At 51.1% G+C, this 14,985-nt stretch carries 13 protein-coding genes; all 13 read right to left on the reverse strand.

Features of this window, described 5'->3' with window-relative positions; all coding sequences use genetic code 11:
- Window positions 1-80 precede the first annotated feature (80 nt).
- Window positions 81-1,193, reverse strand: a complete 1,113-nt coding sequence (locus NNN64_RS20910; RefSeq protein WP_271442631.1) for a M20 family metallopeptidase — start codon at window positions 1,191-1,193, stop codon at window positions 81-83.
- 12 nt (window positions 1,194-1,205) lie between these two features.
- Window positions 1,206-1,670, reverse strand: coding sequence for a YjiG family protein (locus tag NNN64_RS20915; RefSeq protein ID WP_271442632.1), 465 nt, complete (start codon window positions 1,668-1,670; stop codon window positions 1,206-1,208).
- Window positions 1,667-2,386, reverse strand: a complete 720-nt coding sequence (locus NNN64_RS20920; RefSeq protein WP_271442633.1) for a nucleoside recognition domain-containing protein — start codon at window positions 2,384-2,386, stop codon at window positions 1,667-1,669. Before NNN64_RS20920 ends, NNN64_RS20915 begins: the two co-directional genes overlap by 4 nt.
- A 292-nt stretch (window positions 2,387-2,678) precedes the next feature.
- Window positions 2,679-3,038 carry a hypothetical protein gene (locus NNN64_RS20925; protein WP_271442634.1) on the reverse strand — a complete coding sequence of 120 codons (360 nt, stop codon included), beginning with the start codon at window positions 3,036-3,038 and terminating at the stop codon, window positions 2,679-2,681.
- Entirely contained in the window at window positions 3,022-3,546 is a 525-nt protein-coding gene (locus NNN64_RS20930; RefSeq protein WP_271442635.1) for a chemotaxis protein CheW, read from the reverse strand. The genes NNN64_RS20925 and NNN64_RS20930 overlap by 17 nt, the downstream gene beginning before the upstream one ends.
- Window positions 3,547-3,557: 11 nt before the next feature.
- The gene (locus NNN64_RS20935; protein WP_271442636.1) at window positions 3,558-5,282 is read right to left on the reverse strand and encodes a GGDEF domain-containing response regulator; all 1,725 of its coding nucleotides are present in this window, start codon (window positions 5,280-5,282) and stop codon (window positions 3,558-3,560) included.
- Window positions 5,248-5,610, reverse strand: a complete 363-nt coding sequence (locus tag NNN64_RS20940) for a response regulator (protein ID WP_271442637.1) — start codon at window positions 5,608-5,610, stop codon at window positions 5,248-5,250. Before NNN64_RS20940 ends, NNN64_RS20935 begins: the two co-directional genes overlap by 35 nt.
- A gap of 22 nt (window positions 5,611-5,632) precedes the next feature.
- Entirely contained in the window at window positions 5,633-7,777 is a 2,145-nt protein-coding gene (locus NNN64_RS20945) for a hybrid sensor histidine kinase/response regulator (RefSeq protein ID WP_271442638.1), read from the reverse strand.
- Window positions 7,778-7,788: 11 nt separating this feature from the next.
- Window positions 7,789-9,201: a CheR family methyltransferase gene (locus tag NNN64_RS20950; protein WP_271442639.1), complete on the reverse strand. Its 1,413-nt coding sequence runs from the start codon at window positions 9,199-9,201 to the stop codon at window positions 7,789-7,791.
- On the reverse strand, window positions 9,198-10,265 hold the full coding sequence (locus NNN64_RS20955) for a chemotaxis protein CheB (RefSeq protein ID WP_271442640.1): 1,068 nt from the start codon (window positions 10,263-10,265) through the stop codon (window positions 9,198-9,200). Before NNN64_RS20955 ends, NNN64_RS20950 begins: the two co-directional genes overlap by 4 nt.
- Before the next feature lies 1 nt (window position 10,266).
- The gene (locus NNN64_RS20960) at window positions 10,267-12,252 is read right to left on the reverse strand and encodes a methyl-accepting chemotaxis protein (RefSeq protein ID WP_271442641.1); all 1,986 of its coding nucleotides are present in this window, start codon (window positions 12,250-12,252) and stop codon (window positions 10,267-10,269) included.
- Window positions 12,253-12,418: 166 nt separating this feature from the next.
- Complete coding sequence (locus tag NNN64_RS20965; protein WP_271442642.1) at window positions 12,419-14,386, reverse strand: sensor domain-containing phosphodiesterase; 1,968 nt, start codon at window positions 14,384-14,386, stop codon at window positions 12,419-12,421.
- A gap of 387 nt (window positions 14,387-14,773) precedes the next feature.
- A partial coding sequence (locus NNN64_RS20970) for a hypothetical protein (RefSeq protein ID WP_271442643.1) occupies window positions 14,774-14,985 on the reverse strand: 212 nt, incomplete at its 5' end.

A 14,985-nucleotide genomic window follows, 5' to 3' on the forward strand; every position in this document is an offset into this window, starting at 1 on the left:
ATGTTAGCTAATATTTTTGACGTTGATAAATAACCATAGCATTAATATAGCCTCCTGCAGGAGGCTATATTAGCCGTAGATTACAACATCGTGATGATACGTTTTAATAAACGAATTCGCGGTTCGATGGAGGCAATATCCAGCCACTCATCTGCACTATGAAAACCTGCACCGATGGGTCCCAGTCCGTCCAGTGTCGGTATGCCTAACGCCGCCGTGAGGTTCGCATCGCTGCCACCACCAACAGCCTGCCAGGTTACCGCAATTCCCTCTTCCTGCCCGGCGCGTTCAACCAGAGTCATCAGGTGTTGCGTGTCTTCGCTCGCCGCCATCGCAGGTTTATGACTTACGCGGGTGAGCGTAGTCGTCACGCCCTCAAGGAAACCTTGCTGACAAAGAGACTGAAGCGCCTGATGCACACGATCATATTCTTCGTTTTCCCAGAAACGCACATCCAGTTCCGCATGCAGCTTCGCCGCCACTACGTTCGCCGCACTTCCGCCCTGCACCACCCCCACGTTCAGCGTGGTGCCACGCGCTATGTCAGCCAACGCGTTAATCGCCAGGACGCTATGAGCAAAAGCGGTTATGGCAGAGCGCCCTTTTTCCGGTTCATTACCGGCATGCGCTGCTACCCCCTCAAAGGTCAGTTGATAGCCGCCCACGCCTTTGCGCGCTTTCACCAGCGAACCGTCTGCCCGAGCAGACTCACACACCAGCACGCAACGCGCACGTTTCGCCAGTCCACCAATCCATTCGCTGGAGTGAACGCTACCGGTCTCTTCATCCGGGTTCATGGCGACGGCGATAGATAAACGTGCCTGATGCTCCGCGGGCAAGGTACGCATGGCCCAGACGATGTTCAGCAAGCCACTTTTCATATCGGAGACGCCTGGTCCGTACAGGCGATTTTCATCACGGCTCATCGGCCGTTCAGCCACGGTTCCCGCCGGGAAAACGGTATCCAGATGGCCGACCAGCAGCACATCATATTCTGTCGCATGAGGTTTATTGGTCGCCAGTAGCGCTGGCCCAACCGCACAGCCTAAATCAACCATCTCTGTTTGCCAGCCTTCCTGCTGCCAGAGCTCGCGCATCACCGCAGCAACATGGGCAACACCTGCGACCGTTTGCGTTCCGCAGTCGATGTTAACCAGCGTTTGCAGTTCATCAATGTACTTTTCCAAATCCATGGTATTTCCTTATCAGAGAATAATGCGCATCAGCAGCATCGCTAAAAAAGCGTTCAGAACGGAGATAATAATCATCAGGGGAATACGTTTAGCATTAGTGCCAATCACCCCGAGAATACGGCCCAGATACTGCACCTGTGAGCCCATCAGATAAATCGCCGGGGCAAGTATCGCCAGATGCTCACCGGTCAGAATACCTTTATCAAACAGACCAATAGCGACACCGATACCTCCGCCCATCGACATCCATCCGCCAATCAACACCGCAGCAGCTTCGCCGGGCAGACCAAAGAGCCCCATCAGCGGTGCGAATACCATGCCAAGCCCTTTCAACGCACCGGTGATCTCCAGCGCTTTGATGATGATAAAGGCCATTACAACGTTCGGCAGCGTGCTGGTTGTCGCAATATTCCAACCTTTGCGGGCACCTTCGACAAACACATCGGTAATAACAGGATTAGAAGTTGGTGCGCTCATGATGCTTCTCCCGCAACAGTTGATTCGGCTTTTTTACTGGTGAACGTCAGGACCAGGCGCATCATGTTGGCGCCAACAATTTTCATAATGAACATCACAGCAACGCATGCGCCAATAGACGCAGGCACGGCTGGGGTGCCGTCTACGGCCATCAGCGTGAACAGGATTGCACCAGAGGAGAAGAAGTTGGTGATCATGGCCCCAGCGGAAAACTGGAACATAGCAAAAATGTCTTTCTCATTCTGCGTGATTTCGCCTTCATCAGCGAGGTTACGCGTTAACGACGCACCAACGTCTGTACTCTGCAAGCTGCCAATCAGCGCCAGTCCGGTATTCCCGGGGATCCCCATCAGCGGACGCAACAAAGGGGTTAACAGACGACGCGCCGCACGCAGAGCGCCGTAATGCTCCAGCACATTGATCATGCCCAGAGCAAACATAACGGCAGGAATCAGTCCCAATGCGAAAAGGAAGCCATCCATCGCACCGTGACCGCCGGTGCCACGAAACGCGCTGCTCGCCGTGGTCAGCGTCTCGCCTTCCAGGCTCGCTTTACTGACCACTTTGCCAAATGCACCATTCAGGGTGGTGAAATCAAATACGCCGTACCACTCTTTTCCGCCAAGTAATCCAGAGAAAAATACTGCGGCGAATGCCAGAGCAAAATAAGCGCCCGGCCCTACCTTATTATTCTGGGAAGGTAAACTCATATCCATTTCCTTGTTAATGTGGAGAATCGCCAGGCCATTTTGAATAAATAAGGAATAAATAAAGTGATTTAAATCATCCTGACAGCGTCCCTTACTCAGAATAATTTAAAAATGTGACGCATCAGAGTTTGCCAATGAAATAAAGTCAGCATGTTGACTTTTAAATAAATCACTACTTATGTAATGAAACGTAAATAACACAATGAGAAGGTGAGCAGGATTAAAAATAATAAAAAACAAGATTTACAGATATAATAAATCATGCAGTTGTAAAACGCCGTGCCACTCTGCATGAGTATCAACACCAGCTTAAAAGCGGGCTAAATGCCTCACTCCCCACCAGTGCGCGTAGCGCCGGCAGACGACAGCCATGAGCCAACAGCGGCGGTACGGCAAAAATGGTGTCGCTGGATAACATGACATTTTCCAGTTGCCCCCATAAGTACCAGCCGGTTTCTACGCCGCTGGCTGGAACAAACAGATGCAAATGCCAGCCCTGCTGCGGTTCATCAGCAATACCAAGCCATCGGCTAAAACGCGGGATCTCCGGCGCAGCTTGCGTCACCAGCAAACAGCGCCCGACCTGACTGGCCGGAATATAAAAATCCTGCGTTCCCAGGCGAATGCGTACCGCAGCCAGATTAATGGGAGGCGTCATACCCGCTGGTCTCCTGATAGCGATCAAAAACCAGATTCAGATCGAGCAGCGTAAACCAGGTTTCCGCCACATTCACGACCCCAACCGCAATGGTTTGTAGCGCCGGAGGCAGTGAATCCCCCGGCAAGTGAATCTGGCTTTCGACAACATCCAGCACATCAATAAGCTTGTCGATCAAAATACCGCTTTGCATTTTCTCTGAGCAGCCAATCAGAATCGTGCGTTTACCTGCCGCGTTAGCCGCAGGTTTGTCGATCAGGCTGTCCAGTCTCATCACCGACTCCACTCGCCCACGATAGTTGATGACACCTTCGAGCATCGGCGCACAGCAGGGAACCCAGGAAATAGGCCGTTCCGCAAGGATCTCTTTTATCTGTGCCCCGTAGAATGCAAAGTTATTACCCGCCAGTTGAAATAGCACCAGCGTACGCTGCGGCTCATCAACGCTTTCACACTCCGGTTTTTCACCATGATTCAGCGCGAGAATTTGTTCCAGCTGTTGGCTCATCTCTTCTCCTTTTACTCGGCAATGCGGAAGGTATTACGGCCATTCTGCTTCGCGGCATATAGCGCCTGATCGGCACGTTCACGTAGCGTTTCAAGCCTGTCGCCAAACTGCCACTGTGCGATACCCGCGCTGAAGGTACTGTGAAAACTGGCATCATTAACAGAGAATGCGACCTGCTCGTAATCCTTGCGCAAGCGCTCAACTACCCGTGCAGCCTTCTCACTCGTAGTGTTAGGCATAATGATGACAAACTCCTCCCCGCCGTAGCGCCCCACGATGTCGGTACTGCGTAAGCGATGGGAAAACAGCTGTGAAATGCCGACAATGACCTGGTCGCCAACCGCATGGCCGTAGGTATCGTTGATGCTTTTAAAGCGATCCAGATCGACCATTACCAGACAAAACGGGTGACCGCTGTAGTTCGACTCGGCAATCGCACTTTTGAGAAAATGTGTGGTTGTCGAGTGGTTGTATAACCCACTCAGGCTGTCCTGCGACATGCGGGCGCGCAGGGTTCGCATTCTTTCCGCCCGGATCGAGACGGCACGGATAAGCTCTTCTGGATTCGCCTGCTTAAGAATAAAATCCTCAGCGCCGATGCTCATCGCACCAAGCTGCTCACTCTTGTTCGTCTCGCTGGAGAGATAGGCGATAGGCAGGCCAATATGCTGCGGGATTTGGCGGATAAGCTTAGTCAGCTCCGCCCCGCTAAATTCCGGCATGTGGTAATCCATCAGCACCAGATCGATGGGATGGGCATTCAGCACATGCAGTAAATACTGTGGTTTTTCCAGTACATGCACTTCCATTCCGGCGATACGCAGCATTTCCGCGTTGTATTGCGCCACCGCCGGCTCGTCATCGATCAGCAGCACCTGATAGGGTTTTTTCAGCGACGGCTGGGTTAAGCGATGCAGTTCCTGTACTAAATCTGTAATCGAGGCTGGTTTGACGTAGTAGCCATCACACCCGGATTTAATGGCGTTGATCCGCGCTTTAAAATCGCTGTGACAGGAGAGAAACAGTACCGGGAAAGCGGTGCCGACTTTCTGCTTGAGGTCTGACATTGTCAGTGGGCCACCGTAGGCGTTATCCGGAAAGCTGACATCCATAATCACCACCGAAGGCGGCTGTGAAAGCACCGCCTGGGTAAAATCCTGCGTGTTAGCAAACACATGGCAGGTAAAACCGAAACAGCGTAGTTGCGTGGCGAGCAACTCAACCTGGTCAATGTCATCATCGCACAGGTAGATTGGCTTATCGGCCCGACGAGCGTATCCCTCTTCTGCGCGCGGGGAAGAGATCGGTAATTTGAAGTCCGTATCGCTGATACGGTGTTCAAGATTCAACTGCTCCTGGGTCAGGGTATACAGCCACCGGATAATGCGCCGCATTTCATCGTAATGAATCTTACTTTGATCCGCTTCCAGCTCCGCGAGTAAACTCTCCCCTTCTGCGGCTGCGTTCGCCAGAGGCGTAAAACCAAAAGAACCGGCAGACCCGTGAATGCTGTGCAGCAGTATGTGCAGTTGTTTACGGCAAGACTCGCTGGGCTCTGCAACCAGTTGAACGAGTAATCTTTCCGACTGGGCCAACATGTCGGGGATGCGGCGTAAAAATCCCTGTCGCAGACGCGCTATTTTTTCCTGCGCAGCAGCCATCGCTAAGTGCTTATTTTCTTGTTTCATCGTACGTGTAGACTTATTCAGTAACCGCAGATGGTTGCAGTAGCGCATTCACTGCAGCCCCCAGATTTTCCGCCAGGTTCTCATCTTTTTTCACCCAACGGTCGTACGGAACGTCGCTGCCCGTGACCTCATTTGCGCTCAGCAAAATGAAGGGCTTAGACCACTCCTGTGCGCGTAATAGCGCCAGTAAATCTAAACCGCTAATCTCTGGCATATGCAGATCGCTGATCACCAGGTCGATATTGTTATCCGAGTCCAGGCACGCTAAGGCGGAGATGGCACTTTCCACGATCACCACATCGTAGCCATCCATTTCTAAAAAAACGGATGCCAGTTCAGCTGCAAAAAGATCATCATCAACTAATAAAATTCGCATCTTCTCTCTCGATTTTGCGCTATCAGCACAAAAGCATTTTTAAAGTTTTAATCAGGCTGTCCTGCTCGAAGTCGCCTTTGGCAATATAAGCATCCGCCCCCACCTGAATGCCACGTCGCCGGTCTTCTTCCTTCGCGCGGGAGGTCACGATGATAATTGGCGTGTGCTGATAGTTTTTCTCTCCACGCAGCGATTTGGTGAAGGTGAAACCATCCATAAACGGCATTTCGACATCCGTCAGCACAGCATCAAACTGGGTCAATTTTGCTTTTTGTAGACCCGATAACCCATCTTCTGCCAGCGTGACCTGATAGCCATGCGCTTCCAGCACGTTCTTTTCAATCTCGCGGGTATTGAGTGAGTCATCGACCACCAGCACGTGCCAGGCATCTTGCGCGACACTGACTGGCTGCACAGGAGTGCTGGTTTGCCGTGATTGTTGCGCCATCGCCATCAGCGCCGGGACCTGCAGAATACTGACCAGTTGGTTATCAGGGGTCTGTACCATCCCGGACACCAGCGATTGCTGCTGCATATGCTTCGGCAACGGCTTGATCATCATCTTGCGTTCATCGAGCAGCTTATCAACGCGTAGTGCCATTTTGCTGTACTGGTTCTGCACCACGATTAATCGTTGCCCTGCCGGTGGGGCACTGCTTTGACGATCGTGAATACCTAGCAGAGCACCGGCACAAATCACCGGAATAAACTCGTTATGCAAAATGATGGCGGGTCGCCCGGCAATGTCGTTAATCCCTTCGGGGGTGCATTCCACCACCTCAACCACATACTGAGCGGCCAGTCCGAACAGGTGGCCCTGTTCTTCAAATTGCAGGATACGCATCATTGCCAGCGAAACGGGCAGACGCAGGCTAAAGCACGTCCCGACCCCCTGCCGGCTATGTACCTGCAAATCCCCCTGCAGGTCGGTGACCACCGTTTTGCGCACCACATCAAGGCCTACGCCACGCCCGGAAAGCTCTGAGACAATTTTGCTGGTGGAAAAACCGGGATGGAAAATCAGCTCATTACACTCTTGTTCAGAGAGTTGCCCGGCCATTGATGCAGGAACCAAACCTTTGCTGACCGCTTTTGCGCTGATCGCCTCATAGTTCAGGCCACGCCCGTCATCTTCGACGCGCAGTAATATTCCGCTTCCGTCCTGTTGCGTACTGATGGTGATGGTGCCGCGCGTCGATTTCCCCAGCGCCAGCCGCTCATCAATTTCACCAATACCGTGATCGACCGCGTTACGCAGCAAATGCGTCAGTGACTCCGATAGCCGGTCAATAAGCTGCCGGTCGATTTCCACTTCGCCCCCTACAAAGCGGCAAACGACCTGTTTGTTCAGCGTGGAGGCCAGTTCGCTGACCTGCAGTGAAATCGGCTCAAATAGGGTGGACAGCGGCAGCATACGGATCCGCGCCGCCACGTCGTACAGTTCATACATCTGCAAATGTTGAACCTGAACGCTCTCTTTCAGTTGAGCGCTGAAATCATGGATCTGCTGACGCAACTGTTCTGCGCTAAGCCCTAACAACCGGGGCACCAGTTGGCTCAGATTTTGTATCTGCTGTTCCAGGCGGTCATGACCTGCAAGCACTTCCCCAAGAATGTCGATCAGGTCGTCAAGTTTATTCAGCTTTACCCGTACTGAATCAGCCTGTTTTATACCTGAATCCACAGTGATCGTCGGCACGGGTACCGGAGTCGCTGTCGGAGGAAGCGGTTTTTCCGCAGGTCCCGCCGCCTCGACAACCAATGTGACAGCCTCCCCGCGGCTGGCGCTGGCAAGGCGTTCACATAAACTCGCATCTGCCGGGGGGAGTTGATTATCTCCGTCACTGACAAAAAGCTGGGTGAGTTGACCGGAAAGATACTCCACGGACTCATGGATCAGATTGCCAAGCGCCCTGTCAGGCGTCAGTTTCTTATCCCGCAGTTCGCTAAGAACGTCCTCAAGGTGGTGCGTGACATCAGCAATGCTTTGCAGTTTCAGCATCCTCGCGCCCCCCTTCAGAGTATGCGCGGCCCGAAACATTTCCCCAATCCATGCGTCAGTATGTTCATCAGCGGAGAGCAAAAACGCGCCCTCGCTGATCGTCTGCAAATGACCTCTCCCTTCATCAATAAAACGCAGAACGAATTTTTTCAGATCGATAGCCATAATCGTTCTTTTTACCCGTTTTGATGGGCGAATTGCGCCAGTTGATGTTCACAAAGAAAACGAAACGTATTTCCAGGAAATACCATGGGCAAACGCAGACGACAAACCGTTGAAGGATTGTTCATTTCGTCGTTAAGTAATTGCATCACCACGCGATATGTACGCTGAGCGGGCTGGCGAAGCTCGCTTTGCCGATACATTTCAGCCAGATAATAGTGTGCAGGCCAGTAGCCAGGTTCCTGATAGACCACCTGTTTAAACCAGGCGATGGCCTGTTGCGTTTGGTGTTGCCACATCATCGCCAGACCGAGCAGCATTTTTGCTTCTGCCGACCATTCATCCTGCGCGAGGATCTTTTGCGCATTTCCGGCCGTCTGGGAAAACTCTCGTTGCTCCAGTGCAATCACGCCCTGAATCAGCAGCGCATCCTGGTTGCGGGGATCGTTGCGTAATACGCAGGCAATACACGCTTCAGCTTCGGAAAAACACTTCTCATCAAGGCAGGCACGGGCCTTTTTCAACCAGTCATCACATTGCTGCGCCGTGGGTGCGGGAGGTTCACACACCACGGGGGCGCGAGGAAGCGGGACGCGTACCGCGACGCGGGGCACCGGAGCGACTTTAGGAGCTTCTCGATGATGGCAGAAATAAAAAATGCCCTCTTCTTGCTCAAGCTTCAGAATATCGAAATTGTTGGCCAGCGTTTCCGCGTTGCCAAAGAACAAGGCTCCCTGCGGCTGCAGCATCTTAAGCAGGTTGCCATGCAGTTCGCGGCGTGTCGGCGTATCGAAATAGATAGACACGTTACGCAGCAAAATAATGTCAACTTCAGGCAGTAACTGCTCTTTGATAATGTTGGTGCGATGAAATGAGACTTTCTCGCGGATTTCATCATGCAGACGGAACAGATTACCTGTCCGGGTAAAATAGCGCTGCTGAATCAGCGGATCGACACCACGAAACGAGTAGCTGGAATAACAGGCATTTCTGGCTTTTGCCAGAATCACCGGGTCAATATCACAACCGTAGATTTCAACCTGCTGCGCCATCCCGTTCTGGTACTTTTCATGCAGCTTGATTGCCAGCGAGTAGGCTTCTTCGCCGGATGAACATCCCGCGCTCAGAATACGCACCGGGCCGCTACGCTGTTGCAGAAGGCGGGGCACCCATTTGTCGCAGATGAGATCCAGCGTGTCGCTTTCACGAAAAAAATACGTTTCGTTAATTGTAATCAGCGTAACAAAGCTATCAAACTCATCCTGAGAGATGCGCAGCCGTTCATAGTATTCATAGTAATTGCTGATTCCCAGCTCGGCCATACGCCGACTCAGCGCCGATTCCAGCAACGCTTCCATCGCATTATCAAAGTGCAAACCCACCCGGTCTTTGATCAACCGGGCATAATCGGGGAGATTGGGTATCATGGCAATTTACTCTCAACATGCCCGTGAAAAGCCATCGAAAGCAGAACCTTCGCAAGGTCATCCAACGGGATTGTGCGATGGATAAGCTGTTTGTCGATTGCGTTCTTATTCATACCGAAAACAACAGAACTTTCTTCATCCTGCGCCAGCGTCCTTCCTCCCCGCCGGAAAATCAGTTCAATACCACGACAGCCATCGCTGCCCATTCCCGTCATAATCAGCCCAACAGCTTTTTCACGAAAGACTTCAGCAACAGACTCCAGCAGCAGATTACAACTGGGGTGATACACATCACTTTCCTGTCTCGGGATCGCGGCCAGCCGTTGGTTTGTTTTGACGATCAGATGCTGTTCGGGCGGCAATATGTACACATACCCTGCTTCCACACGATCGTCTTCCTGCGCCAGTCGAACCTTCAGTTCAGTCACGCTGTCCAGCCAGTGCACCATGTTTTTGGCAAAACCGTCGGCAATGTGTTGTGCAATCAACACCGGGCACGGGAATGTACCGGGCAACTCCTGCAATAGTTTGCTCAGCGCCTGTGGCCCGCCGGTAGAACAGGCTATCGCCAGTACAAAAGGCCAGTCCTCTGGTGTCTTTTCGGCATCCATTGCCGGGTGAGTTCCCGGCACGCGTTGCTCTGTGGGATAGCGTAATCCTTTGATATGACGAATCACTTTTACACCAACCAGCAATTCTACTTTGCGATGCAGCACTTCACTCGACAACGGAGCGCCACTGCTGTGGTGCAATACCGCCAGCGCACCGCGGGAAATGAAATCATCATCCCACTGGTTTTCAGGGAAATAGCGCAGAACGAGAATTGGGATGGCACTGGTCGCCATAATGGTTTCAACGATCTCAACGTTATCTGCCGTCGACGTATCCAGCGTCAGGATCAACAGGTCAGGCATCAACTGTTGTAACAGTCGAATCGCCTGCCTACGGTGGGCTGCTTGCCCCACAACCCTTATATGCGAGTGCTCCTCCAGTTTTCTAACCAGCTCGTTGCGCGACACGCTGCCCAGATCGTGGATCAGCACCCGAATGTTGCCGCTATTCATGTCAGGCATCCATATCCGTCAAAGTAAATGACGTCGAAGCCTCTTTCAGCGCTTTCGACAGCTGCGTCATATCCTGACTCACGATCAAAATGTCTTTGATGGATTGCGACGTGTAATTACTGGCGACAACAATTTCACGAAGCGCCATAACCACTTGATTACTAGCCGTTTTCTGCTGTTGTGTTGACAGGGAGATTTGCAGCGCCGCCGTGGACGTTTGCTCCGCGGTGACAACAATGTCGTTCAGATGCTCGGCGCTCACTTTACAGGCCCTGGCGCCCGCTTTGATGCTCTCCCCGCCTTTTTCCGCATTCAGCACCAGACGATTGATGGCGTTTTGGATCTCGCTGATCTTGTTCTCGATCTCAACCGTTGATTCCGTCACGGAATCGGCCAGACGACGGATCTCCGCCGCCACGACCGAGAAGCGTTTCCCGGCTTCTCCGGCACTGGCCGCTTCCAGCGCTGCGTTAAAAGCAATCAATTTGGTTTGATCGGCAACGCTGTTAATGATCACCATCACGCGGCTGATTTCCGTCGACTTATTGCCCAGCATCATAATTTCACGCATGTTTTGCTGGTTATCGGTATCAATATCCGTCATACGCATCAGCAATTGCGACATCGACTCAGAACCTTTATTGCAATCTTCGAGCGTCTGGTTGGCAATATCCACAACCGCCCGCGAGTGCTCCGCGATCTGTGTGGAAGAGGCGGACAACTCCTCCATCGTTGAGGTGATTTCCGCAACCGATGATGAGGTCTCGACGCTGGTAGATGCCTGACCATCGACCGCTTCTGTAATATGCATCGACGCCTGATGTACCGAGTTGGCGTGAGAAACCAAATCCCCCACCAGTGAGTGCAAACGCTGGCGCATCATCTCTACTGCGCCAAGTAGCTCGCCAATCTCATCATGATGGTCGATTGGAACCTCTACCGTTAAGTCACCTTCAGCAATGGTCTGCGCAATACCCAGTACGCGGTTTAGACGGCGTGAAATCAGGAAGCGGCTGGCCACCGCAATCAGCAGTAAAATGACGGGCAGCAGGAAAGCGGTGAACAGCAGCAGGCCATTACGGACCAGGTTGCTGCTCCTGGCGACATCATCAACATTGCTGGTTGTCGCGATAACCCAATTGATCCCGTCAACATATTCATAGACGGCGACTTTCGTTTTGGGTGCAGTGCCATAGCCACTCACCCAATCGTAATAGGTAATACCGTTTTTATGCTCGAGGATATCGGCAAACAGCTTGTATCCCTTGGCATCGGTGATATTGATCGCCTGCTGATTACTGAGCGACGGGTGCACCAGCATACGCCCGGGTTCAAATCCGGCATCCAATACATACGCGTAGCCATCTTTCCCAATACGCACATTCAGCAAGCGCTGAATGATCGGTTGCAGACTCTGTTTAACATCGAATCCTACCGCAACGGCTCCCACCACCTGACCATACTTATCGGCAATCGGCTCGTAGTGGCTAATAAACTGTTTTCCAAACAGCGTGACCACACCAGAAAACGGTTTGTTTTTCAGAAGAAGCGGCAATGCCGGATTATCACGGCCCAATGCCGTTGCCGTCGCCGTGTTGCCAGAATTTGCTAACAGCGTACTGCTGACGCGCACAAACTGCTCGCCTTCCAGTACAAAGGTACTGGCAAATACGCTGGTTAATTCGGTGAAATGCGAGTTGGTCGTAGGGCTACTCAGAACCGCCTTTAATTCAGCTGCATCCATAGAGTGCAGTGGTTTATTGGCAACATTCTGATAATTGTTAATATAAACATTGCTGTAATGTTCCGCATCCCGGGTCACTCTCTGGAATTCATTAGAGATGCTGTTATGAAAAATACGCGTATTGGTCTTGATCATTTCCAGCGCATTGGCTTGCAGCTCTTTCGACAGATAAGACGACAATATAAATGAAGCACCAATCAGCAACGTCGCAATGCAGATAACCAGAATCATTCCGAGCTTCATTGCCACGCCGGGATGGATATTGTGTAGCCAGGATATTATTCGTGCACCGGGCCCCTCAGAGGACGCCACAGCCGACCGTTCTTTCACTTTAATAACATCACTCATGATTTTTGTTCTCTACCTGAGAAGAAATTACGCTTGTTGGTCATAATTAAATTTGCACACGCTATTCCAGCATGAGCAGCGGCGTTGGCTTACCTATGTGATACCCTTGCAACCACCCCACCCCCATTTGCTCAAGGCACGCCTGAATGCTGGCGTTCTCAACAAACTCGGCGACAACCTGCATATTTTTCATTGCAGCGACGCGACAGAATGATTCAACGATGTAGTAGCTGATTTCACTTTCCGTGATCCGGCGAATAAAAGATCCATCGATTTTCAAAATGTCCGCTTCGATGTTCATCAAACGCGCATAGCTCGCAAACCCGGTACCAAAATCATCAATTGCAACCCGGCACCCCAGTTGACGAATTAAATGCAGCGCTTCTACAGTTTGTTCTTTGTCCGACAGCGTATCCGCCTCGGTTATTTCAAAAATAACGCGCTGCGGATCCACACCGTAATCCTGCAATAGCTGGGTGATCTTCGAGACAATATTTGAGCGACACACCGTGACAGGAGTCAGGTTAATGGAGAAGCATCGTTGGGGGCGATCGGACATCGCTTTGAAGGTATTTTCGATTACCCATAAATCAATATCCGGAGCTAACCCCGCTTCATGCGCCACTGGCAGGAAACTGTTTGGAGGAATAAATTCGCCTTTATCATTGAGCATCCGGATCAGGATTTCATGATAAAGCGCCTCTCCCTGGGTACTGACGATCGGCTGGGCCATCAGTACAAACGCATTGTTATCCAGCGCGTTTTGCAGCGCGGTACGAATATCTGTTTTATCGGCAATATGGTCACCAAGGATCCGGCTATGCTGGGCTTCAAGGTTTTCGGGTCTGCCGTTGGTTAGCGACAAACCCGCAACCATGGCAAGCTTGCCAACCAGTTGATAGATATCATCGCTGATATCGTTAATCAGGCAGTAGCCCAGACCAGTGCGAAAACCCAACCGCTGGTTATTGTGAAAGAGGCGAAAACCGTTAGCGGCATGGTACAAATCGCATAGCCGCTCATAGGAACCATCTTCAAGGCGGATCAGCAGATCATAACCTGCGTGGTAATAGACTTTCTCGCTTTCAACCAAATACCGCTGGAGATGATCGGCCAGAATCTTTTGATAGTGCGCGCGAAAATGAAAACCATAGCGGCGAGAAAAAAGCTCCAGCTCGGGGATCTGAATCAGACAGACTGTCGCGTTCTTCGTCGTAAACAGCTCGGTCTTCAGCGCGCGTAAATTTGCCATCCCCGTCATGGGATCGGTCAACCCCAACAGCAACGCCTGGTTAAACCGCTGCCGGGTAAATTTGGCCAATGCCCCCATAATCACGATAGTCAGTGAAAAGACAAAGATCAGCGTAGAAACCAGCGCCTGATGCAGCATGAAGTTAACATCGTTGGCGATGTAACTTTCGTTATGTTTACCCAGGATAATCAGGACCACAGCCCATACGGGCATGGTGAACATATGGCCAATTTTTATCGCGCCCCACAGCATGAGCGGGAACAGAAGAATCAGACTATAGAACGAGAAAAAGATGTTTGGGTTAGGCGGCGACGTTAAACAAAACATCAGGCCCAGCAGCAACACGCACCAGGCAACCACGCCGTATGAACTCACATTACCTTTGCACTGCCCGACGACCGACTTAGCAAACGTAAACAAGTAAGACGGGCGGCGAGTGATACGGAATATCTTGTAGAAGAACGGGATCCCGGTCAGGCAACCGTTGACGATCCCTTGAACACGCACCAGCATTTCCAGACTCATCACCGGGTAATTGGCGACATCGGGGCGGTAAGCGTGGATCACGAATACAGCGAAGAGCTTGCCGAATACTAAGTACAGCAGAATGTTGTAACCACACAGCCAGACAATACGATTGAGGCTAATTTTGACCCGGCCAAAGCTACTTGAGCTGCGTCTGCCCGTCACTTTCCGGTATATCGCATAGCTTAAGGTCGATGCCAGAATCAGGCACAGCGCATCCAGGTGTTCATTTTGCGGACCGAGAGCAAACATAAGAACAAGAAACAGGAGAAACCCTGGCAGAACCCGGAAACCAAACAGGACAAGTGCGCCCGAAAAAACGGCCAGCTTAAGATCGTAAACTGTTAAAATATTATTATTGAAAATACAGTGTCCGTTAAGATATTGTGCCAACGGATAAAAAAGACTGGGTAAAAAAAGAGGCAGGCACCATTCTCGAATGCTTTTCGCAGTGATTGTATTTATTATCGCGTCCAAAACAATTTATCCGCTACACACTATACCAATAGGACTTTAATCCAGACTCTAATGTCGCAAACAGTTCCTTTTGGGTCAGCCGATTAACCGTAGCAAAATTGTCAACATTGACCGCGCACTGAGAACATAAAGTAATGATCTATGAGGAAGCGCGTATTTTATTCACATCAAGTCAGGAAATAAACACCCGCATATAGATAAAAATGGACATTTTGCAGATAAAAAGACAACTTCTTGCGTCAAGATAAAAACAACAACCATCTGATCTACAACACAAAAACAAACAGCCATGATAATTACTCTACGAATCTTACGGAAGGCAAAAACACATTCTCCGGCACCGTTAATGTCAACTTTAATACAATGTAAAAATG

The sequence above is a fragment of the Citrobacter sp. Igbk 14 genome (assembly GCF_028069825.1).
Taxonomy (GTDB): Bacteria; Pseudomonadota; Gammaproteobacteria; order Enterobacterales; family Enterobacteriaceae; genus Citrobacter.